Origin of the sequence: Synechococcus sp. PCC 6312, assembly GCF_000316685.1 — a bacterium.
Lineage (GTDB): Bacteria > Cyanobacteriota > Cyanobacteriia > Thermosynechococcales > Thermosynechococcaceae > Pseudocalidococcus.
In genome coordinates this window covers 1,634,045-1,656,499 of sequence record NC_019680.1, presented here as the reverse complement: position 1 = coordinate 1,656,499, position 22,455 = coordinate 1,634,045, and the positions used below count along the sequence as shown (strand labels likewise).

At 46.1% G+C, this 22,455-nt stretch carries 21 protein-coding genes; 13 read left to right on the top strand and 8 right to left on the bottom strand.

The window, feature by feature from the left end; translation table 11 throughout:
* Nucleotides 1-106 precede the first annotated feature (106 nt).
* From pds to SYN6312_RS07995, 8 genes are all read left to right on the top strand, one after another.
* Complete coding sequence (gene pds, locus SYN6312_RS08030) at nucleotides 107-1,531, top strand: 15-cis-phytoene desaturase (RefSeq protein ID WP_015124367.1); 1,425 nt, start codon at nucleotides 107-109, stop codon at nucleotides 1,529-1,531.
* Nucleotides 1,515-2,447 (top strand): phytoene synthase, encoded by a 933-nt coding sequence (locus SYN6312_RS08025; protein ID WP_015124366.1) that lies wholly within the window; start codon nucleotides 1,515-1,517, stop codon nucleotides 2,445-2,447. The genes pds and SYN6312_RS08025 overlap by 17 nt, the downstream gene beginning before the upstream one ends.
* 65 nt (nucleotides 2,448-2,512) lie before the next feature.
* Nucleotides 2,513-3,454 carry a hypothetical protein gene (locus SYN6312_RS08020; protein WP_015124365.1) on the top strand — a complete coding sequence of 314 codons (942 nt, stop codon included), beginning with the start codon at nucleotides 2,513-2,515 and terminating at the stop codon, nucleotides 3,452-3,454.
* A gap of 56 nt (nucleotides 3,455-3,510) precedes the next feature.
* Nucleotides 3,511-3,732: a hypothetical protein gene (locus SYN6312_RS08015; RefSeq protein ID WP_015124364.1), complete on the top strand. Its 222-nt coding sequence runs from the start codon at nucleotides 3,511-3,513 to the stop codon at nucleotides 3,730-3,732.
* Entirely contained in the window at nucleotides 3,732-4,154 is a 423-nt protein-coding gene (locus tag SYN6312_RS08010; protein ID WP_015124363.1) for a PIN domain-containing protein, read from the top strand. Before SYN6312_RS08015 ends, SYN6312_RS08010 begins: the two co-directional genes overlap by 1 nt.
* A gap of 65 nt (nucleotides 4,155-4,219) precedes the next feature.
* Complete coding sequence (locus tag SYN6312_RS08005) at nucleotides 4,220-4,492, top strand: nucleotidyltransferase family protein (RefSeq protein WP_253276435.1); 273 nt, start codon at nucleotides 4,220-4,222, stop codon at nucleotides 4,490-4,492.
* Nucleotides 4,489-4,836 (top strand): DUF86 domain-containing protein, encoded by a 348-nt coding sequence (locus SYN6312_RS08000; protein ID WP_015124361.1) that lies wholly within the window; start codon nucleotides 4,489-4,491, stop codon nucleotides 4,834-4,836. The genes SYN6312_RS08005 and SYN6312_RS08000 overlap by 4 nt, the downstream gene beginning before the upstream one ends.
* Before the next feature lie 323 nt (nucleotides 4,837-5,159).
* Complete coding sequence (locus SYN6312_RS07995) at nucleotides 5,160-7,601, top strand: phosphoketolase (RefSeq protein WP_015124360.1); 2,442 nt, start codon at nucleotides 5,160-5,162, stop codon at nucleotides 7,599-7,601.
* 21 nt (nucleotides 7,602-7,622) lie between these two features.
* Here the strand turns inward: SYN6312_RS07995 and SYN6312_RS20720 are convergent, their stop codons facing one another.
* Together SYN6312_RS20720 and SYN6312_RS07990 are read right to left on the bottom strand one after the other, a co-directional pair.
* Nucleotides 7,623-7,748 carry a hypothetical protein gene (locus SYN6312_RS20720; RefSeq protein ID WP_015124359.1) on the bottom strand — a complete coding sequence of 42 codons (126 nt, stop codon included), beginning with the start codon at nucleotides 7,746-7,748 and terminating at the stop codon, nucleotides 7,623-7,625.
* Nucleotides 7,749-7,797: 49 nt separating this feature from the next.
* The gene (locus SYN6312_RS07990) at nucleotides 7,798-8,076 is read right to left on the bottom strand and encodes a BrnT family toxin (RefSeq protein WP_015124358.1); all 279 of its coding nucleotides are present in this window, start codon (nucleotides 8,074-8,076) and stop codon (nucleotides 7,798-7,800) included.
* Nucleotides 8,077-8,326: 250 nt separating this feature from the next.
* Here SYN6312_RS07990 and SYN6312_RS07985 point away from each other — a divergent pair, with 250 nt between their 5' ends.
* The 4 genes from SYN6312_RS07985 (at nucleotide 8,327) to SYN6312_RS07970 (ending at nucleotide 13,939) form a co-directional block, all read left to right on the top strand.
* Nucleotides 8,327-9,040 (top strand): class I SAM-dependent methyltransferase, encoded by a 714-nt coding sequence (locus tag SYN6312_RS07985; protein WP_015124357.1) that lies wholly within the window; start codon nucleotides 8,327-8,329, stop codon nucleotides 9,038-9,040.
* Between the two features lie 62 nt (nucleotides 9,041-9,102).
* Nucleotides 9,103-9,612 carry a DinB family protein gene (locus SYN6312_RS07980; RefSeq protein ID WP_015124356.1) on the top strand — a complete coding sequence of 170 codons (510 nt, stop codon included), beginning with the start codon at nucleotides 9,103-9,105 and terminating at the stop codon, nucleotides 9,610-9,612.
* Nucleotides 9,613-9,840: 228 nt separating this feature from the next.
* A complete protein-coding gene (locus SYN6312_RS07975; RefSeq protein WP_015124355.1) occupies nucleotides 9,841-10,509 on the top strand; it encodes a Uma2 family endonuclease in 669 nt (222 codons plus the stop codon).
* Between the two features lie 364 nt (nucleotides 10,510-10,873).
* Entirely contained in the window at nucleotides 10,874-13,939 is a 3,066-nt protein-coding gene (locus SYN6312_RS07970; RefSeq protein ID WP_015124354.1) for an AAA family ATPase, read from the top strand.
* 30 nt (nucleotides 13,940-13,969) lie between these two features.
* Here SYN6312_RS07970 and SYN6312_RS07965 read toward each other — a convergent pair whose 3' ends face one another.
* The 6 genes from SYN6312_RS07965 to SYN6312_RS07940 all read right to left on the bottom strand — a co-directional run bounded on the left by SYN6312_RS07965 (nucleotide 13,970) and on the right by SYN6312_RS07940 (nucleotide 20,635).
* Nucleotides 13,970-14,275, bottom strand: a complete 306-nt coding sequence (locus SYN6312_RS07965; protein WP_015124353.1) for a DUF2499 domain-containing protein — start codon at nucleotides 14,273-14,275, stop codon at nucleotides 13,970-13,972.
* Between the two features lie 152 nt (nucleotides 14,276-14,427).
* Nucleotides 14,428-14,865: a hypothetical protein gene (locus tag SYN6312_RS07960; RefSeq protein ID WP_015124352.1), complete on the bottom strand. Its 438-nt coding sequence runs from the start codon at nucleotides 14,863-14,865 to the stop codon at nucleotides 14,428-14,430.
* A complete protein-coding gene (locus tag SYN6312_RS07955) occupies nucleotides 14,858-16,159 on the bottom strand; it encodes an AAA family ATPase (protein WP_015124351.1) in 1,302 nt (433 codons plus the stop codon). Before SYN6312_RS07955 ends, SYN6312_RS07960 begins: the two co-directional genes overlap by 8 nt.
* Before the next feature lie 26 nt (nucleotides 16,160-16,185).
* Nucleotides 16,186-19,125, bottom strand: a complete 2,940-nt coding sequence (gene pruA, locus SYN6312_RS07950) for an L-glutamate gamma-semialdehyde dehydrogenase (RefSeq protein WP_015124350.1) — start codon at nucleotides 19,123-19,125, stop codon at nucleotides 16,186-16,188.
* 41 nt (nucleotides 19,126-19,166) lie between these two features.
* Entirely contained in the window at nucleotides 19,167-19,673 is a 507-nt protein-coding gene (locus SYN6312_RS07945; protein ID WP_015124349.1) for a hypothetical protein, read from the bottom strand.
* Between the two features lie 2 nt (nucleotides 19,674-19,675).
* Nucleotides 19,676-20,635: a sugar phosphate nucleotidyltransferase gene (locus tag SYN6312_RS07940; protein WP_015124348.1), complete on the bottom strand. Its 960-nt coding sequence runs from the start codon at nucleotides 20,633-20,635 to the stop codon at nucleotides 19,676-19,678.
* A 455-nt stretch (nucleotides 20,636-21,090) separates the two neighbouring features.
* Between SYN6312_RS07940 and SYN6312_RS07935 the strand changes: the two genes are divergently transcribed.
* On the top strand, nucleotides 21,091-22,455 hold the full coding sequence (locus SYN6312_RS07935) for an LCP family protein (RefSeq protein ID WP_253276434.1): 1,365 nt from the start codon (nucleotides 21,091-21,093) through the stop codon (nucleotides 22,453-22,455).

Here is a 22,455-nt window from a genome sequence, read left to right as displayed (position 1 = left end):
GGAATTATCTCGAAAATCTCCAGAGCTTCCTTGGCCGAAAGGGGGAAATCGTAACATTTTGTAAACTATAATGAAAACGAATTTCTAAGAATTTTTAGGTTTGCTCATGCGAGTTGCCATTGCTGGGGGCGGGTTAGCCGGATTATCTTGCGCTAAATACTTAGTTGATGCAGGTCATACACCGATTGTGTTTGAGCGATCGGCTGTGTTTGGTGGCCTGGTGGCGGCCTGGCAAGATAAGGATGGGGACTGGATTGAAACTGGCCTGCATGCCTTTTTTGGGGCTTACCCGAATATGTTGCAACTGATGGGAGAGTTAAACATCCTGGATCGGCTGCAATGGAAGCGCCATGCCCTCATTTTTAACCAGCCGGAAAAGCCGGGGGTACTTTCTTGGTTTGATGTCCCAGATATTCCCGCTCCCTTTAATGTGATTGTCTCGATCCTGCGCAATAACGATATGTTGACCTGGGAACAGAAGGTTCGCTTTGCTTGGGGGTTAATTCCAGCGATTATCCGGGGGCAAAAGTATGTGGAGGACATGGACAAGTACAGCCTTTTGGAGTGGCTCGAGCAACAGGGCATTGATGAGCGGGTCAATTCTGATATTTTTATTGCTGCATCTAAGGCATTGACATTCATTAACCCCGAAGATGTCTCTGCAACCATTCCCCTAACTGCTATTAACCGCTTCCTCAAAGAACGTTACGGCTCTAAGATTGCTTTTTTAGATGGTGCGCCCCCAGAGCGTCTTTGCCAGCCGATTATGGATTATGTAACAGAGCGGGGTGGCGAGTTTCATACCAATGCTTCTTTGAAGGAAGTTCTCTTGAATGAGGATGGCTCTGTTAAGGCGTTTCGGATTCGGGGCTATGACGGTCAACCGGAGCGGGAAATCACTGCGGATGCCTATGTATCAGCCATGTCCGTAGATGCCTTGAAGTTATTGTTACCAGAGCCGTGGAAAGAACTGCCCAATTTTCAAATGCTTCAGGGCCTGGAAGGGGTAGCTGTGATTAATGTCCAAATTTGGTTTGATCAGAAGTTACCCACCGTAGATCATCTTCTGTTTTCCCGGTCAAATCTCCTCAGTGTTTACGCGGATATGAGCACCACCTGCAAAGAGTACGAAGATCCGGATCGCTCGATGTTGGAATTGGTCTTAGCCCCGGCGGAAGATTGGATTGGCCGCTCTAACGATGACATCATCCAGGCCACGCTGGCAGAACTGACCAAGCTTTTCCCAGACCATCTCCCTGAACCTGTCAAGGTTTTGAAAACAGCCGTGGTTAAAACGCCCCGCTCGGTTTATACAGCCACCCCAGGCCGGCAACAATTTCGCCCAACCCAGGCCACGGTGATCCCCAACTTCTTTTTGGCAGGCAGTTATACTTATCAAGAGTATTTAGGCAGTATGGAAGGGGCAGTGCTTTCTGGTAAGCTGACAGCGCAGGCCATTACCAATGCCAAACTAGACGTGCCTGAATCTTTGCCCTCTACTGCGACTCTTGTTGATGCTGCAACTGTCTAGACCAGAGTACTCGCCCCCCCTTGTCCCATTAGACGCGGCCTACGAACAATGTCGGCAAGTCACGGCCCAGTACGCTAAAACGTTTTATCTCGGCACTTTGTTAATGCCCCCTGCTAAGCGTCAAGCTATTTGGGCGATCTATGTTTGGTGTCGGCGGACTGATGAATTGGTGGATGGACCCCATGCTGCTTTAACTACTCCCAAAACCCTTGATGATTGGGAAGCCCGCCTCGAAGATATTTTTGCTGGCAAACCCCATGATGGGATGGATTTGGCGCTAGTGGATACGCTGGATAAGTTTCCCCAGGATATTCAGCCTTTCCGGGATATGATTGCTGGGCAACGGATGGATTTATACCGGAATCGCTACACCAGCTTTGATGATCTCAACCTCTATTGCTATCGAGTGGCGGGAACTGTTGGCTTGATGTCTTTGGCGGTGATGGGGGCTGAACCATTTAATGATCAACTGAAATCGCCGTGGGTCAATCCCTACCAGGCCAGGGGAACGCTCTCAGAACAAGCAGTGGCGTTGGGGGTGGCGAATCAGTTAACCAATATCTTGCGGGATGTGGGTGAGGATGTCCGGCGGGGACGGATTTATTTGCCTTTAGAAGATTTGGCAGCATTTAACTATTCCGAAGAAGAACTTTTAAATGGGGTGGTGAATCGGAACTGGCGAGAGTTGATGAAGTTCCAAATTGCCCGGGCTCAAGAGTTTTATGTCCAGGCCGAGGCAGGTGTAGGCTATTTACACAAGGATGCACGGTGGCCGGTCTGGTCGGCGTTGATGCTGTATCGGCAAATTTTGGATGTGATTGAACAAAACAATTACGATGTCTTTAGCCGCCGGGCCTATGTGTCGGGTTGGAAGAAATTTATTGGATTACCATTGGCCTGGTGTAAGTCACTTTAAAGGCAATCAAAGTAGATAAGAGGAAGCCTGGGCTAGAATTCTAGGGAGTAGTCCGGTTATACCTTATGAAAATTATCAAAGTAGTCCATCAAGACTCACCCGATCTAAAAATATCACCTCAGATAAACCATCTTTCAAATTCCTTCGATTCAAATAAATTTCTTAGTCAGGAATCAGAAAACATTTTAGAAAGAGTAAAATTAACCTATAAGATGAATTTTTTTGAAAATTTACTTAAGAACGGAGAAAATATTGCCGATTTTGCTTTTTTATCTGCATTAATTGCGATTCCAGGTGGTACTGAAGCGTACAGAAGGTTGTACTCTGATAAAAAGCATAGAGATGCACTTGTTAAGTTGACAATAGAAACGACCGTAGAGGAAATAGTTACTCATTTTCAATCTTATTCAGAACAAGTCCAGGTCACTTCTCTAGAATTGGCACGTTCTCAATATCCTAATTCATCAAATCTTTCTTTAGGAACCTATACACTTCACCCACGAGATACAAAACGACTCACTCGCTTAGAGCGTTATCACAAAAACCTTGCCTTAGAAAAGGATGATGAGTTAATTATTCTACTCGGACGCATGGGAGCAAAAACTCTAAGAATTGTTGAAAAAGATAGTGATTCTGAATCTGGAGCGGCATCGGTAGGGGCTAAAACAATCTTCGTAGATGGCAAAATTGATACTCAACTGAGCGGCAAAATTGAAGTTGGTAAGGAATTAGTCGTTGAATTTGAAGGCAAGCCTGTTCAGATTGATCCAAACTTACTCAAAAACTCCCTCTGGTTTTCTGATGATAGTAAACTGCTTTCTATATTTGAGAGCCGTTGCTACAACCCTAATAAAATTCAAAAATACACTTTGCGGAACACCTATACTGAAAGCTTTGATTTTAACTTTGATCTAGCCGCTAAATATTTGGTTTTCAAAGGCGATCTAAAAGCTGAATATCAATCCGTTAGTAAAAAGGAGCGTTTCTTTCACATCGAGTTTGGATAAAGCAATACCTGAACCTTAAAACATAGAATTTACTTCACATTTAACGAGACTTAAGCATGACAATTCAAGAACTCAAAAAACAAGCCCTTCAACTTTCCTCTGGTGATCGCTGGCAATTGGTGAAAACTCTTTTAGACTCTTTGAAACAAGAAGCTAATCCCGAATTAAAACAAAGAAATTTATCAAGCCTAAGAGGAATTGCTAAAACTCCAATGACCTCAACAGAAATAAATGATCAAGAAGATTACATTACTTATTTAACTGAGAAATATCGGTAATGAGGCTTCTAATTGATACTAACGTTGTGCTTGATTTTCTACAGGAACGAGAACCTTTTGTTGAAAGCGCAGCGGAACTCTTTGCCCGAATTGATAGAGGAGAGATCGAAGGATTTATTGCGGCTACAACGATTACAAATATTTACTATATTGTCCGCCGTGGAGTTGGGGCTATAGTGGCAAAAAACTCTGTTATTCAAATTCTTTCTAGTCTCAATATTTGTACAGTTGATCAGGAGGTCTTAGAACAAGCAATTAAACTTAATTTTCAAGATTATGAGGATGCAGTTCAGTATTCCTGTGCAATCGCATATAACCTAGATGCTATTGTAACCCGTGATTTATCGGGATTTGTCAATTCAGAGATTCCTGTAGTTTTACCGAATGATCTAGAAATTTTATTCCCTCCGTCTGGGCTTTGATAAAGGATGAATTTTCTAACCGTTACCTTAAGAGCACCAGAATTATGAAAACATTAGGAGAAATCATGTCATGGTTAGAAGCCAATAAACTTGTTCTTGAAGAACGCTATCACGTTAAAGAACTTGGAGTTTTTGGTTCCTACGTCAGGCAAGAACAAACAGACACTAGTGATGTAGATATACTTGTAGAATTTTCTCAAACACCCAGCCTTTTGAAGTTTATCAATTTAGAAAACTACCTGACTGATCATTTTGGGTGCAAAGTGGATTTGGTTCATAAAGCTGGCTTGAAACCCCGAATTGGTGAACGGATTTTGGCAGAGGTTGTTTATTTGTGACTCAGCGGCAGATTCAGGATTATTTACAGGATATTTTGGATGCGGTCGGTGCGATTGAGCAATTTACAACTGGGATTGAACTTGATGATTTCTCCCAAAACTTAGAGAAGGTCTTTGCCGTTTCTAGAGCCATTGAGATTATTGGTGAAACAGTAAAACACATACCAGATTCAGTCAGGCAGGAGTACCCTGATATTCCTTGGAGAGATGTTGCTGGAATGCGAGATAAACTGATTCATAATTATTTCAATACGGATGTGGAGATTGTTTGGCAAGCGGTGGTTGAAGATGTTCCAAGACTAAAAGTTATGATTTCACGAGTTTTAGATGATATTCAAGATTAAGTATCTGCTAGGTTTAATAAACATCCTTTGACTGGAATAGGTACTTATTGGTAATTTTATATAACATTTCAAGAACTACAAAAACAAGCCCTTCAACTTTCTCCTAGCAATCGCTGGCAGTTGGTAAAAACTCTTTTCCTTTATCCATTAATCAATTTAAAATAAATCAACATTTCGTTGTCTCTCATCATAATGAAAGTAGCCGTAAGCACATAGATTAAATAAAACCTAAATTTCCCAGATCATCGAAAAATCCGTGCTAGAACAAAGCTAAGGCTAAAAAATGTCTGTCCTTTGAATAACTGGGTTTTAGCATCATGGTTATGACACCGACCGCCCCAGGCCAAGTACTTCCACTCAATCAATCCCTCAGTCCCTACGGCCAAGCCCGCGCCACCATTAGCGGAAACCCATTAACTCCTGAAGAAATCAAACTCATGGATGCCTATTGGCGGGCCTGTTGCTACTTAATTGTGGGGATGATTTATCTCCGTGATAATCCGCTGCTCCGTGAACCCCTGAAAATAGACCAAATCAAAAAACGCCTCCTCGGTCATTGGGGGTCTAGTCCCGGCCAATCCTTTATTTGGACACATCTCAACCGGGTGATCAAAAAATACGACCTGGATATGATTTACCTCTCAGGGCCGGGTCATGGTGCGCCGGGAGTGATTGCGCCAGTTTATTTGGATGGCAGTTATTCCGAGGTTTATCCCGAAAAAGGGGAAGACTTAGCTGGCCTGAAGGAATTCTTCAAACAATTCTCATTCCCCGGTGGCATTGGTAGTCACTGCACCCCAGAAACCCCCGGTTCCATCCATGAAGGTGGCGAACTTGGCTATAGCGTTTCCCATGCTTACGGCACTGTGTTTGATAATCCCAATTTAATCTCAGTGGTTGTGGTTGGGGATGGCGAATCGGAAACCGGCCCCTTGGCTACCTCTTGGCACAGCAACAAATTCCTCAATCCAATTACCGATGGGGCTGTCCTGCCAATTCTCCACTTGAACGGCTACAAAATTAATAACCCGACGATCCTGTCTCGGATTAGCCATGCAGATTTAACAGCCCTGTTTCAAGGCTATGGCTATGAACCCCTGTTTGTGGAAGGCTCGGATCCGGAAACCATGCACCAGGCCCTGGCCGCCACCCTGGACTATGCGATTGAGAAAATCAAAACCTATCAAGCCGAAGCTCGCAGCACCGGAGTTGCCAAACTTTATCGCTATCCGATGATTATTTTCCGCACCCCCAAAGGTTGGACTGGTCCGGCGGAAATTGACGGCAAAAAATTTGAAGGCTTTTGGCGGTCGCACCAAGTCCCCATGGCTGATGTCGTGAAAAATCCAGCCCACCTCCAACTTCTCGAAGACTGGATGAAGAGCTACAAACCGGAAGAACTCTTTGATGCCAACGGCACCTTAATCCCAGAACTCAAAGCCCTCGCACCCAAAGGTGAAAAACGGATGGGGTCTAACCCCCACACCAATGGCGGCCGGATTTGCAAGGATTTACGGATGCCGGATTTCCGGGAGTATGGCATTGCCGTTGATAAACCGGGAACCTTTGAAGCTCCGAATACCCAACCCCTCGGTGTCTTTTTGCGGGATGTCATGGCCCGGAATATGACCAATTTCCGTGTCTTTGGGCCGGATGAAAACACCTCCAACAAGCTGAATGATATCTATGCGGTCAGTAAAAAGACTTGGCTGGCGGAATATCTCCCGGAAGATGCTGATGGGGGTGAACTGGCAACCAATGGCCGGGTAATGGAAATGCTGAGTGAGCATACCTTGGAAGGCTGGTTAGAGGCCTATTTACTGACTGGACGGCATGGCTTTTTTGCTACCTATGAATCCTTTGTCCATGTGATTGATTCGATGTTTAATCAACACGCCAAATGGATTCAAAAAGCCGCAGAACTCCCTTGGCGCGCTCCGGTTCCTTCCTTGAATTTGTTGATTACTTCGACAGTATGGCGGCAAGATCACAATGGTTTTACCCACCAGGATCCCGGCTTTTTGGATATTGTCACCAACAAAGATCCGGAAGTGGTGCGAATTTATCTACCCCCAGATGTGAATTCACTCCTGTCCTGTGCCGATCACTGCCTCCAAAGCAAAAACTATGTCAACGTGATTGTCTGTGATAAGCAGATGCATTTGCAGTACATGGATATGGATGCGGCGATTGTCCACTGCACCAAAGGGATTGGGATTTGGGATTGGGCTAGTAATGACCAGGGCTACGAACCCGATGTCGTTTTAGTCGGCTGTGGTGATATTCCCACCCAAGAAGCATTGGCGGCGAATGTCATGCTCCGGGAAGCCTTTCCTGACTTGAAGATTCGCTTTCTGAATGTGGTGGATTTGCTCAAGTTGCAACCGGACACGGAACATCCCCACGGATTAAGTGATCGGGATTTTGACAGTTTGTTTACCCTTGATAAACCGATTATCTTTAACTTCCACGGTTATCCTTGGCTGATCCACAAACTGGCCTATCGCCGTCACAATCATGTCAATCTCCATGTCCGGGGCTACAAGGAAAAAGGCAACATTAACACTCCCCTGGAGTTAGCGATTGAGAACGAAGTAGATCGGTTTAGCATTGCCATTGATGTGATTAACCGGGTGCCAAAACTCACAGTCGCCGGGGCCCATTCCAAGGAGAAATTCCGCAATCAACAAATCGAAGCGGCGAACTATGCGTTTGAACATGGGATTGATCCACCGGAAATTGTCAATTGGCGTTGGCCGTTGTAGTGTTTCCCAGGCCTGGAGATTTCAACGGTTCAAGGATTCTATCGGCGTAAATGCTGGGACAAATTCCGCTGTTTCCCAGGCCTGGTCAGGTAATTCATCACAATCTGGGTCTGAGTCAATAGCAGCTTGTAGTTCTGCTTCAGTCATAGATTTAACCCTATCCCAATCTGATGTATTTGGTGCTGGGGCGTATGGGTCAATCACGACTCTGACCAAATTTTCTCCGTTCTCGTTGATTCGCTCTACGGACAGAAATGATTCGGACGGTTTCACTGCGCCATGTCCAGACGATGCAGATAAGTTCTCCATTTCGGTAGAGAAATCGCCGCCAGCGTTGCTCACTATATCGGTTATCGCAGACATCAATCACATCCTCTTGAAAGAAAGCGGCAATGGCATCTTCAAAAGATAGTCCATGCTTGAGTAAATTGCTCTGGGCCTTTGATTCATCCCATTCAAACTGTGCTGGGGACATAGATCAATTCTATTGCCTAAATATCCTGCATTACCTGCCACAGTGCCTACCGTGAATTGAGATTAGCCATTGTAGTGTTATGTTTCCCAGGCCTGGCTCCACTCTCTCTCTCCCTCTTAATTCTCAGAAGATCAACGGATTTAGGAAAAAGGAAGGAACGAACTGGGCCTGGACGATGAATTATTAATCAATAAAGAAATATAATGTTGCATAATAGAGCCATGAATAGTTGGGTAAAGAACGAGAGCCGATGAAACCATCTAACATCTCTTGGCAATACAACGAGTTCAAACAAGTTGGACGTGACTACGGCAACCAGTCTGAAGTGGACGTTTACGATACTAGTCATGCTGATTTCCGTGACATCAAAGCAGAAAGTAACCGAGTCCTAGACTTATTGGCCATCAAAGCGGGCGATACAATTATTGACTTTGGTTCTGGGACGGGGACATTGGCCATTGAAGCGGCAAAACGAGGGGCAAGGGTTCATGCTGTTGATATTTCCTCAGCTATGCTTGATCGAGCTAAGACCAAATCTACTGAAGCAGGGGTTACTAGCATCACCTTTCATCAAGCCGGATTTTTAACCTACAACCACCCTGACTATTCCGCCGATGCCATTGTGACAACCTTTGCCTTTCATCACCTGCCTGATTTTTGGAAAGGGATTGCGCTCCAGCGAATTCATCGGATGTTGAAGCCAAGCGCCCAGTTTTATCTGCACGATGTCATCCTTGAGGAAAAACATTCGCTTGAAAATATTTCTAGTTTTATTCATCAGCAGGAGCAGGCTGGGGGTGACTTTTTGCGAGAAGATGCAGAGGGTCATTTTCGGGATGAGTATTCGACCTATGACTGGGTGATTGAAGGTCTTTTAGCCAGGGCTGGCTTGAGCATCATCCACCGGTATTTCGATGGTGGAGTCATCGGGACATACTTATGTCAAAAAAATGACGAAGCTTAATTTCAATCTTGACTGATGAACAAGCTATAACACTGAATCTAGATCAGGGGAAAGTATTGTCTATGAAAGCTCAGCAAGCAAGAACTTTAGCATCCTATAATCGCTGGATGAATGAGCGGCTATACGCAATCTGCGATGAATTATCTGATGAAGAGCGCAAGAAAGATCGAGGTGTGTTTTTTCGGTCAATTCATGGGACTTTGAATCATTTATTACTGTCTGATAAGATTTGGCTGGGTCGTTTTGAGGGGGAGGCGTTTGCCGTTACTCGTCTTGATCAGGAGTTATTTGAGGATTTTAGAGAACTCCAATCTGAACGAGAGAATACAGATTTACGGATTGATAATTGGAGTGCTCAATTAACAGATGAAATTCTGAGTGGTGATTTGGTTTATACCAGTATTGTTAACCCTGGATTGCGCCGATATGTTTATTGGGTGGCAGTGACTCACTTTTTCAACCATCAAACCCACCACCGAGGGCAACTGACTGCCATCCTGAGTCAATTAGGGAAGGATTACGGGACAACAGATCTGATTTGGTTGCCAGAATTTACAACGGGACAGTACTGACAAATTTTAAGAGGGGGGTGATAAGAGTAATTCAAGGTTTTTGCGACTAGCAAGCAGAGCAGCAAGGATAACTCTGGGGATTATCTTTGTAAGATTGAGGAAGATGGGAGGGCAATGCTGGATGCTCATGGGCATTTGGTGATTATTCATGATTTGGATGAGATTGCTGCCGGCTTTATTGAGTTTGCCCAGGCCCAGAAATTTTCATTTTGGCGGGAGGTCTAAGGAATGACACTAGCGGAAGCATTATCTCCAACTGCAAAACCGACTCAACCCATGAGTGATACTTGGCTGCCTGTTGCTTGGGATGAGTATCAAGCTCTTGTAACCGATCCAGCCAATGACAAAACGAAATGCTATTACTACCGGGGCCACATGAGGTTAGAAATGCCGCCTGTTAGTCATGATCACGCTGAAAGTGATGGCACAATTACCCTTGCCGTTAATCTGTTTGGTATTGCTCAGGGGATTCGGTTCAAGGTTTTAGGAAACTGTAGTTATCGCAAATCTGGGGTGGCAGAGTGTCAACCGGATGTGTCGTTTTATCTGGGTGACAAGACTCAAGCTGTTCCGTTTGGGACTGGGGTTATTGATTTAGAGACCTATCCGGCTCCCGATTTGGTGATTGAAGTGGCCAAGTCTTCGCTGTTTGATGACCTGAGTGTGAAGCGTTTTCTTTATGAGTCATTAGGAGTTAAGGAATATTGGGTTGTAGATGTCGAAAAAATTGAAATTACGGCTTATGTCATGACGGATGGGGGTAGCAACCGGATTCAAGGATCACAAGTATTACCAGGCCTGGCTTTTACGGTTTTAGAAGAAGCTCTGCGTCGCAGCCGAGAAACAGATCAATCCCAGGTTGGGGCCTGGTTATTGAGTCAATTTCAGTCTGGGTAATTGGATAGAATTGATGACTACAATCCTGTGCCTCGCGTTTAACGGAATGGATGCTATTAATTAAACAACTTGAAGAACATAAAATCCATAACCATAAATGTCGCTAAACTTTGTAAATTGTTCCGTCTCTGTTTCAGTTTTATGGATAACGACCTGCATAATCAGGATAATTTAGACCTACTTCATCTGCTCCCAAAGGGGGTCATGATTAATTATTAAGGTACAACTTTAGCTACCAACTCGAAGTTTTTATGGTTATTAGCAGACAGAATCGCCGCCCAGGCCAAGCAACCCTCCTGAACGTATAAAACTACAGAGAATATTCTATACTGAGCTTAATTGTGGATTTTTGCTTAATAATGCGATGATCCCCCTGCGTCTAACCTTACAAAACTTTCTCAGCTATCACCAGGCCAGTTTGGACTTTAGCGGCTTACAGTTGGCTTGTATTTGTGGCCCCAATGGTGCTGGAAAATCATCCCTATTAGAAGCCATGGCCTGGGCGGTTTGGGGCCAAAGTCGGGCCATTAATGAAGATGATCTGATCCACAGCGGTCAAACAGAAGCCCAAGTTGATTTTGTTTTAGAAATTCAGGGGCAATGTTATCGAATTATCCGCACCCGCCGCCGAAACCAGGCCACCTATTTGGAGTTCCAGGCCCGGATTGAGGCCACTGCCAACCTAGGCGACCCATCAGGATTTCGGAGTTTAACTGGCCGCAGTTTACGCCAAACCCAAGCGCGAATTTGCCAACAGATTCATTTGGACTATGAAACCTTCATCAATTCGGCCTATTTACGTCAAGGGCGCGCCGATGAATTTATGCTCAAACGGCCGGCCGAACGTAAACAACTCCTAGCCGATTTACTCAAACTGGATCACTATGAAACTCTAGCCGAGGCCGCCCGTGATTCTGCCCGTCAATATAAAGGTCAACTTGGACTATTAGGGCAAAACCTGAGCCAAATTGAAGCCCAACTCACGGGCCTGGAAGATTTAGCCTGCGAAAAAGTCAGCCTAGAGCAAAAAATTCGCGCCTTGCGACAACAGCTTGAACACCTCCAGGCCGAGCAACAAAAACTAACCGAACTGTCCCAAAGCCGACAACTCTGGCAGCAACAACTGACTTGGGCCAACCAGCAACAGACTCATCTCCAAGCAGAACTCACCCGCCAATCACAAAGTTGCACCACAGCCCAGGCCCAACTCCAAAAACTGCACCCCCTCCTCCAGACCCAAGCTCAAATCCAGGCCGGTTATGGGTATTGGCAACACCTGCAAACCCAGGATCGCCAGTTAGCAGAAAAAGCAACGGTTTATCGGGGCCTGGAAACTCGCCGCCAAAACTTGCAACAAGCCCTCGACCAGGCCAGCCTAACCCTGCATCAACAATTACAAACCTGCCAATCTCAACTCACCCGCCTAGAACAGCAACAGGCTGATTGTTTAAAAGTTATCAGTAAAGAAACTGAAATCGAAGCCGCACTCCAAAACCTCCACACCAGCAAGGCCAAGCTGCACTATCTTGACGATCTCCAAAATCAAGCCTTTCCCCTCCTGCAACTCCAACGCCAACTGGAACTGGAACAAGAACGCGCCCACTCTCGCCTTGTCGCCCGCATGGATGAACTACGCAGCAATGCCCGCCAACTCCAGCAACAACAGGCCGGCCAGCCCCAACTTCAACAAGCGGTTTTAGAAGTCACCAGCAAAATCTCCCATCTCCAAAAGCAACGGGTGTATCTACAACATCTCCAAGACAAGGGCCTGGAACGCCGCCGCTTTATGGAACAACTCCAAGATCGGCAACGGGATCTCGAAACTCAACTGGGGCAATTGGAGCAAAAAATGCAACTGTTAACGGTTCCAGATGCCTGCTGTCCCCTCTGTGATCGGCCATTGGATGAATTGCACTGGGCCTTGGTCAAACAACGCCATGAACAGTCTCAACAAGATCTGCTGGATCAAATTTGGGTGATTCGGGAACAGTTAGCAGTGTCCGAGCGGGAAATTCAAGTTCTGCGCCGGGAATATCGAGAGGTTGATCAAGAACTGAGCCAACTCCATCAAGTCCTAGAGCAGCGGGGCCGCCTGGAAGCCCAATTAGGGAATACGACGAGCTTGGAAGCACAGTTGCATCGCATCTTTAACGAAATTCAAACCCTTGAATCCCAACTCCAGCAGCAGCAACAGGCCCAAAATCAGGCCCCGGAATGGCAAACCCTGACTACCCAGTTGGCCGCCCTCAACTATGACGAAAAAACTCATGCCCTGGCCCGAGGCGAAGTCGAACGGTGGCGTTGGGCCGAAGCTAAACAAGCCGAACTGAACCAGGCCCGCCGCCAACTCCATCATCTAGAACAACAACTCCCGGCCCTGATCACGCAGCAAAATCACCTCCAAACGGAACTTAAGACCCTCACCACCGACTCCGACTTAGCTCAAGAATTGCAAACCATCCAGGCCCAACTGGACGCGCTTGACTATGACCCCACTGTTCACCATCAACTCCAGGCCCAGTTGCGGGACTATCAGCCCTATTTACTTCAATGGCAAGAACTGACCCAGGCCCAGGCCAGGGTTCCCCAACTTCAACAAACCATCCAAGACTTGACCATCGCCATAGACAAGATTAAAGAGCAAATTGCAGAGATCGGAACTCAAATCACACACCTACACGCCCAACTCCATCACAGCCAAGATACCCCCAATCGCCTTAAGCAACTTGCCGAGGAGATGAACCAAGCCCAAACTAATCTCGAAACCCATCTGGCCCACCTCGGTCGTCTCAGCCAACAACAACAGCAGCACAACCAACTCCAAACCCAACTGGGCCAACTCCAACAGCAACAGGCCCACGCCCAGTCCCAACTACAAATTTATCAAGAACTCGCCCAGGCTTTTGGTCAAAATGGCATTCCGGCCCTGATGATTGAAAATCTTTTACCCCAACTAGAAGCCGAAGCAAATCATCTTCTTGGGCGGTTAACGGGCAGTCAACTCCACGTCCAGTTTGTCACCCAAAAAGCGGGCCGAGGCACTAAATCCGTTGGTGCAGCCTTCCGTAAAGAACCCAATAAGCTGATTGATACTCTAGATATTTTGATTGCTGATACCCAAGGCACTCGTCCCTATGAAACCTATTCTGGTGGGGAAGCTTTTCGGGTTAATTTTGCGATCCGGTTAGCCCTTTCACGTTTGTTAGCTCGTCAAAGTGGGAGTGAACTGCAACTGTTGATTATTGATGAAGGGTTTGGGACGCAAGATCAGGAGGGGTGTGAACGGTTAATTGCCGCCTTGAATAGTATTGCCCCAGATTTTGCCTGCATCTTAGCCATTACCCATATGCCCCAACTCCAAGCTGCGTTTCAAACCCGGATCGCTGTCACTAAAACCACGGCCGGATCACAACTGACGTTGATTAGTTAAGGGAATTTATCAATCAAAAGAAGCAGGTGATTAGGGTAACTTGGCCTGGTAGCGATAGTATATCCACCCCGCCGCTAGACAAAGGGTCGTATTCCCAAATAAGGTCAAACCGGCCTGGACTGTGACAAGCCAGTCAAGCTGAACATCGTTGTCGTAGTAATGCCAAGTACAAGCACACATCGCACTGATTAAGGCCGGGAGCATGGCCAAAGCTAACCACTTCCAACCCTGCTGTGGATGTAGTTCCCCAAATCGCCAAATTAAAACAATCGCTGCCATCCACTCCAAAACGCTCGAAATATGAATCACCCAGGTGGGAATTGATAATGCTTGCATAATGTTCTGATGAACTACCTTTCATAGCGTGACACAAATCGCCATCCATTGAGAGTTAAATTGGGCTTGATCAGAAATATTTCAAGCTCGCTATATTTCTATATTTATTTCTTAGAGTTAGATTTACCTATGATTTAAGAGAGTGAGATTAGTTAACAGCAATTAATTAAATTGAATTCATCTTGAACACATTTAATATTAAGTCTGGCATTGAAGTTTCTAATAAACTGACTCTTGCAAATTTGTATTTTTGTCTCAATAACATCAACTTTTGAACAAACAACAAAACAAAATTTTTTTATTGCTTTTGGATGACTGGTAAGTTGAGGTATTGTAATTTCAAGTTGTTCAATAGCTTCTGATAGCTTATTACCTTTGAGTTCGACATAAATCTCTACATTGTCACAAGGAATCAAACCAAAATCGCATTTTTTACCCTCTTTAATGACACAATCATCAATTCTAATTTTATAAACCCAATATCCTGGAGAGTTTTTAAAGGCTATTTTTCGATTCTTTTCTGAACATACAATTATTTTTTCTTTTGTCTTAGTAACACACTCAGGGTGACTGTTAATCAATTTATTCATTAATTGGCTCAACAAAATCAAGAAGACTATCGAATTGGACTATTAACTCTTCAGAAACCGAGTCAATGATTTGGGCATCAATCAGGCCTGTTTCAGGATTAATAATATTTTGACAACGACCCTCAGATAAAGAATAGGCAGCCACATCAGCCGTATGGAGTGACTTATATTTTGGGAGAATCTCTTCTAGTTTCTTTTGGGTGTCCTCATCAGCGGTTTCATAGAGTTGCCCGGCCTGGAGAAGGTTATTAATCGCAGTCAGGACATAAGGGCTATGAGTTGTAATAAAAAATTGTAACTTATCTGATTGACTATTAAAGACCGCAGTAATCAACTCGACAATATTTCTTTGAGTGTTTGGAAAGAGATGTGCTTCTGGTTCTTCAACATAAACTGCATAACCAAGTGACGAATAAGCTAAAAATGGTAGTGCTTCTAGGATAATTGTTAAGGGGAGAAGCTCCTGCTGTCCAGATGAAGAGTTAGCTACACGAACCTGTCTCCCATCACTAGAAACAAGATAATCTTCACTTTCACGGCGAATGTGTTTAGCACGCAAGGAGTTTTTAATAACCTGTCTAATTTCAGATTGAATATCAGAATTTATTATTTCCTCATGATTGTGGTTTAAATGGTGTGGAGAATTTTTAATTCCTTCATAAATTAAGCCAAACATTCTTAAAAAAGGATCAAGAACATTACTATTAGAAGTAACCGAAAAAATTTTGTTTTGTAGATTAACAAAAAATGAGCGTCCAGCGGGGATAAATAGTTGTTTGTACCCTACTTCTGGAATTTTAATATTACGTAAATTTTCTATAAAAACATCACGCAATATCTCCCAAAGTTCTAATAATCTATTAGGTTCATATTTGTTAGTCTGATCAATAATCTGATCATTTAACATTTTACGTGAAGTAAATAATTCATTAATCTTCGTCTTAAAGAAACCCGAATAGCCTAGAAAAAGGCTACTTTGATTATCTGAATTTCTTTTGATTTCGATATACATATCAAAAATTTCATATCTAATATGAAAATCACCCTTTCCCCATGAATCAGATGGAAAGTATTCTACAAATTTTTGAGAGTAGTCAGAGTTTAATCGACTTTCTTCTTGTCCTTTTTCTACTGCCGATAAGATTTCCCAGATAAAGTTCTTGAAATAGAAAAGCAACTTAGCACAAATGCTTTTCCCACTGGTTTCTGGGCCAATGAGAATGTTGATTTTCTTGACTTCAATTTCCAGCTCTTTAATGCCAGCAAAGTTTTTGATAATTAGCTTTTCAGTCATGATTTAGACCTCGAGCAAAAAGAGACTTAGTTATCCACACCTGCAATCGGAGCAAAGCCTTGACGTTGGACATTTTCCGTCACAACCCGTGGTTCTAGGAACTGTAACAAATAATCCTGACCGCCAGCTTTGGAGCCAATTCCCGATAACTTAAACCCACCAAAGGGTTGCCGATCCACAATTGCGCCCGTAATTCCGCGATTGATATAGAGATTTCCGACTTCAAACTGGCCTTGAGCCTGGGTGATGTGGCTAGGAGTCCGGGAATAGAGTCCGCCAGTCAGAGCATAATTAGTTCCGTTGGCAATTTCTAGGGCGTTTTGGAAGGTTTCTGCTTTGATAACAGCGAGAACTGGGCCAAAAATTTCCTCTTGGGCAATGGTAGCGTTGGGGGAAACATCGGTAAAAATCACCGGGCCAATAAAATACCCAGGCCGGGGAAAAGGCATTTCCAAGGCGAGAGTGCATTCCTGTTGACCTTTGGCAATGTAGGCCTGGATTTGGGTTTGGGCCGATTCACTCACCACAGGCCCCATGCCGGAACTTGGGTCTTCGGTAACACCGACATTGATCGATTTCGTGGCTTCAATGAGGCGTTCAACAAAGGTGTCATAAATCGGTTCTAAAACAATCACCCGCGAGCAGGCCGAGCATTTTTGCCCACTGTAGCCAAAGGCTGAATGCACTACTCCCGCCACGGCCTGGTCTAAATCGGCACTTTCGTCAATGATGATGGCGTTTTTGCCCCCCATTTCGGCGATCACCCGTTTGATGTGTTTCTGGCCTGGTTGAAGTTTGGCAGCTTCTTCAATGATCCGACAGCCCACGGACTGAGACCCGGTAAAGGCAATCAGATGCACGGCCGGATGATTGGTTAAATAACTTCCGACTTGCGACCCAGGCCCCGGTAAATACTGAAACACTCCCGGTGGCATTCCGGCTTCTTGGAGAATTTCAGCCAGCTTGGCAGCAATCACAGCCGAGGGGGCCGCGGGTTTGAGGATCGTGCAATTTCCGGCAACCAGGGCAGCCACGGTCATCCCGGTGGGAATCGCAAAGGGGAAGTTCCAAGGGGAAATCACCACCGCCAGGCCCCGCGGTTGATAGAAATAATGATTCGTCTCGCCAGGGAAATTACGGGTATAGCCCTGGTCTAAGCGTTCCATCTCATCGGCATAGTAGCGGCAAAAATCAATGGCTTCCGAGACTTCGGGGTCGGCTTCTTGGACAACTTTTCCCACTTCCAAGACCATCCAGGCCACGAGTTCTGGGCGTTTTTGCTCCATCAAGTCAGCGGCACGGCGAAGAATATTAGCCCGTTCGGTGGCGGGGGTATTTTTCCATCCCGGAAAGGCGGCTTGGGCGGCTTGGATCGCTTGCTCGGCCTGGTCTACCGTGGCTTGCCCAACTTGCCCAATAACTTCACTGGGATTGCAGGGATTGACCGAGTTATCGAACTGGAGCGTGTTGACGGGTTCACCGTTGATAATTGGCAGATAGGTTTTGCCGAGATTGGCCCGCACGGTTTTGAAAGCAGTTTGAATCGCAATTCGGGCCGGGGCCTGGGCATAGTCGCTATCCGGGGCATTGGCAAAATTCGATTCTTTCCCGGCCGTGGTATGGACATCAAACAGGTCAAAATCATCACTCTTGATCGGCGGGGCAATCAGGGCGGCCACATCCACATCCCCCAAACTTTGGCGCAGGAACGAACTATTGGCGGTATTTTCCAAGAGGCGGCGAATCAAGTAGGCCATCCCCGGAATTAAATCGCCATAGGGACAATACACCCGCACCCGTTGACCCAGGCCAACCAAAGCTTTTGCCAGTTTATCGGCCATCCCATACAAAACTTGGCATTCAAAGGCATCACTAGGGACATTCAAAGCGCGGGCAATGGCGATGGCTTTGGCTTGGGAACGGACGTTATGGCTACCAATGGCGGTTTTGACGACAGCGTGATTTTCTAACAAAAGTTGCGTGATTCGCTCGTAATTCACATCGGTGTCGGTTTTGTGGCTGTAAACCCTTAGGGGCCAATCTTTCTGTACCGCTTGGATCGTTTCTTGATCCCAATAGGCTCCTTTGACGAGGCGAACGGTGAGGGGATAATTGCGTTTTTGCAGCCAGGCAATTACATCTTGGGCATCTTGATAGGAGTCCCGCAGATAGGCCTGGAGCGTCATCCCAATATCCGTCCGTTCCCGAAATTCTGGCTCTAATAACAGGTCTTGTAAAATCTTGAGGGTGCTGGCTTTGTAGCGGTATTGCTCCATATCAAAATGAATGGCCACCCCATACTCCCAGGCCTGGCGCAGTAACAAACGAATCTGCTCACCCACTTTTTTGGCACTGCCGACTTCATCCAACGGGTCAAACTGGGAATAAAAGGCAGTTAACTTCACCGAAACTTGCGGCTTATTTGCAACCGGATTGGCACTGCCAGGGCTGAGGGTTTGAATTAAATCCAGATATTTTTGGAGATAGGCTTGGCTTTCTGTTTCGGTAATGACGGCCTCACCGAGAATATCAATCGTAAAGGCCATCCCCGCTTTTTTCAGCCGGTCAATGGTCTTTAGAACTTGGGGGGTGGTTTCGCCAGAGATATATTTATGGGCCAGGGCCTGGACTGCGGTAGTAAAAGTGGTTGCGGCTAATTGTCCGGGAACTGAGTCGGCCTGGGCAAAATTGAGTAAGCTTTTCAGACCCCCGGGTAACTCCACACTCGGATCACTGAGGTATTCCTGAAGATGGCGGGCAATTTCGGTTTTGCTATGAAGCGAAGGTAAACAATCAATCAGCCGAAACAACTGCACCCGCAACCCCGGATGTTCCATCGTCCAACCCAGGAGTTTGTCATCAAGGCGGGCCTGATCCCGGAGTTGGCTGAAGAAATTCTTATTTTCTTGGGTGGCGGCAAATAATTCTTTGGCAATGGCCTGGGTGGCTGATTCGTAGATACTCAAAACAATTCATTCAGTGAGGATGTTTATATTTTCGCCTAAAATTAGCTAGGCTGCTCTATTTTCGTCATGGGAGAAAGCCCGATAAATTGGTGGCGAATCACACCTAAGCCCAAGGCTGCAATCGGTAAACCCAAGATGACAAACCCCCAGGCCTGGTGAAATCGCGATAACTTTAACAAGGCAGCAGATGGGCTAGTCATAAATGTTTTAGCTTGCATCAACTCTGCCTTGACCTGATTCTCGGATAACGAATGGCCAAACTCTAAGGTGTCTTGATGATTGCGGAAGTCGAGACGATAGACCGGATCACTTTCGGTATTTTCCCCCAGGCCCAGGCTGACCGACTGGATATTATCCAGGGGCACACTCTTCAGCACCAGCCACCACAAAACTTTATGTTCTTTCTGGCAATCAATCCGCCTCACTTGATTTTGCTGACAGGTGACTAACTCGGTGTGGGGCAGGCCAGACCAAACAAAAATCATCCCAACCGCAGTCAGAGTTGCTCCAGTCAACAGTCCGGCTAATCGCTGGAGGGGAGTAAGCATGTTCAGATAGCTAATGTCCCGGCTGGATAAATGCCCGGTTCTAATGGCCGATCCACCAAAGAAGCCTGCCCAATCACTGTTCCCTCTGGCACAATCGCATTGGCCCCAATCTTCACCTTCTCGCCAATATAGCTAGGCCCCTTAAGGATGGCCTGGGCATGAACCTCTGCCGTTGGAGCCGCCCAAACCTGTGGTGCAATTTCTCTGGCGTACTCGGCAATTGGATAGGGCATAATTCCCGCCAAGCTGTCCAAATGGGCCTGGTAGTATTTCTGGGGTGTGCCTAAGTCCTGCCAATAGCCCTCCCAAATCAAAGCTGCCATTCTCTCTGACTGGGCCAGGAGTTGGGGGAAAACTGTGCGCTCAAAACTTAAGGGCTGGCCATGATCGTATTGGGCAAAAATCCCTGGCTCGAGGACATAGGTTCCAGCATTAATGGTGTCAATGCCCAATTCAGCCGCCTGCTCGGGAGTGGGTTTTTCCCGGAAAGCAACTACTTGATTAACCCCCCCTTGAGTTTCGGCTAGCTCAACCAGGCCAAAGGCGGTGGGATTACTGACACGGGTTAAAGCTAAGGTGGCTTGAGCTTGGGCCGTCTGGTGACAGTCAATCAGTTGTTGCAGATCCAAATCCGTCAAAATATCGGCATTAAAGACTAACAACGAGTCTCCCGTAAAATAAGGCTCTGCTAGCTTCATCGCCCCGGCCGTATCGAGGGGAATTTCCTCGCGCAGATAGCGAATTTGCACACCCCAAGCCCTGCCATCCCCAAAATAATCTTCAATCTGATGGGCGTGGTAATGAACATTAATCAAAATATCTCTAATCCCCACAGCCCGACAGCGCTCCACCATCCAGGCCAAAAAGGGACGATCTAATAAGGGCAACATTGGCTTGGGAGTGGTTTGGGTCAGGGGGGCCATGCGCGTCCCTTTACCACCCGCAATAATCACAGCCTGCATAGAACTGATTAATTCCCACGCACAGTACGAACTCAGTGTATAGCATTAGATAGGCTGGAGCAGCGGTATGAAGAGAACAACGTATACGTTATCCGGGGGTGACAAATGTCCTTAACCAGCATCTATTGCCGATTTAATCTGGTTTCTGGCCGACTTAACTTTGGCATTTCGATCCCTCTACCTTGGTCACAGCACCCCAGAGAAATGTTAATCTCCTAAGATATTAGATTAGGTATATAAACTCATTGCCGATCCTTTCCACCTCAGAAGCTCATTTCTCAACCATTCCAGTCAATTATCCAACTGCCAATTCTGCTTCGGTTTTTCCAGAACATTTACCCCCATGCCCCCAATCATCAAGTCCAATGTCACCCCAGTTCAGGTTTTATGTCGAAACACTCCCCTAACGCCCCCCACGATTTCCCAAGACTCTCTGGTAAATGAGGTATAGAACCTTGGCAATTTCATCAAAACAACGTGCTTCCCGCTCATCTCGTTCTCCTCGCACCGCCCAGGCCATGGCAGTCCCCCGCAAAAATCGTTCTCCTTGGTCTTGGTTAGGGTGGGGTGTGGCCTTTGCAACCGTATCAGCAGTCTCCTTGGGCCTGGGGATGTCGCTTTCGTTGATGACACCCTCACGCCAGAGTAACGGGGAACTTTCTGGGGGTTGGGGTCAATTATTTGGGCGTGGGTTTCAATACGGCCTCGCTCGCCCGATCAACGTCCTGATTATGGGTGTGGATTTAGAACCTAATGCCCAAGGTTATGACCATGACTCTTTGAATGGTCGCAGTGACACAATGCTTTTAGCTCGGCTTAATCCTGATCATAATTCAGTTACGGTCTTAACCATTCCGCGGGATAGTCGGGTCGAAATTCCCGGTTATGGAATGCAAAAAATCAACGCCGCCAATGCCTTTGGGGGTGCGCCCCTAGCGACGCAGGTGGTTAGCCACACCCTAAATTATGTGCCCGTGGATCGCTATATCCGCATCAGTACCCAGGCGTTTCGGGAGCTAGTGGATTTAATTGGTGGAGTGGAAGTGAATGTTCCTGTGCGGATGCAATATACCGATAACACTCAAAAACTGTTTATTGACCTCCAGCCTGGCCTCCAAACCTTAAATGGAGATCAAGCTGAGGGATTTGTCCGGTTCCGCCATGATGGCCTGGGGGATATTGGCCGGGCCCAGCGGCAACAGATATTACTAAAGGCATTACAGAAAAAAATTTCTAATCCCTTGATGCTGGCCAAGTTACCCCAGCTCTATCAAGTCATGCAGCAATATATGGATACTGATCTGAGTTTTGGCGAGATGATGGCCATATTGCAGTTTGGCCTGGGCACGTCCTCCAAAAATATCAATATGCTGCTGTTGCCCGGTCAGTTCAGTGGCGATGGCTACGATGCTAGTTATTGGTTGCCCAATTATGAGGCTATTGATCGCCTGGTAGCGCGCCACTTTTTTGAAAAAGATGCGAGCTGGAGTGGGACAGAGACCGTTGACCCCAAAGGCTTAAAAATTGCCATCCAAAATGCTACCGATAGTGACCAGGCCGGGCAAGTCATTGTTGACTTTTTAATGGCCCAAAATTACCGAAATGTCTATATGGATTCTGAATGGTCACATCCGGTCGCAAAAACACAAGTTATTGCCCAGCAGGGGGACAGGGAAGCTGCCGTGGCCATGCTGATTGACTTGGGCTTGGGTCGTGTTGCTAAAGAGCTAGTGGAAGTAGATGCAACGGGGAGCTTTGGTTCAGATATTACGATTCGGATTGGCAGTGACTGGCGTAGTTTTGTCCCAGCAAATTTCTAG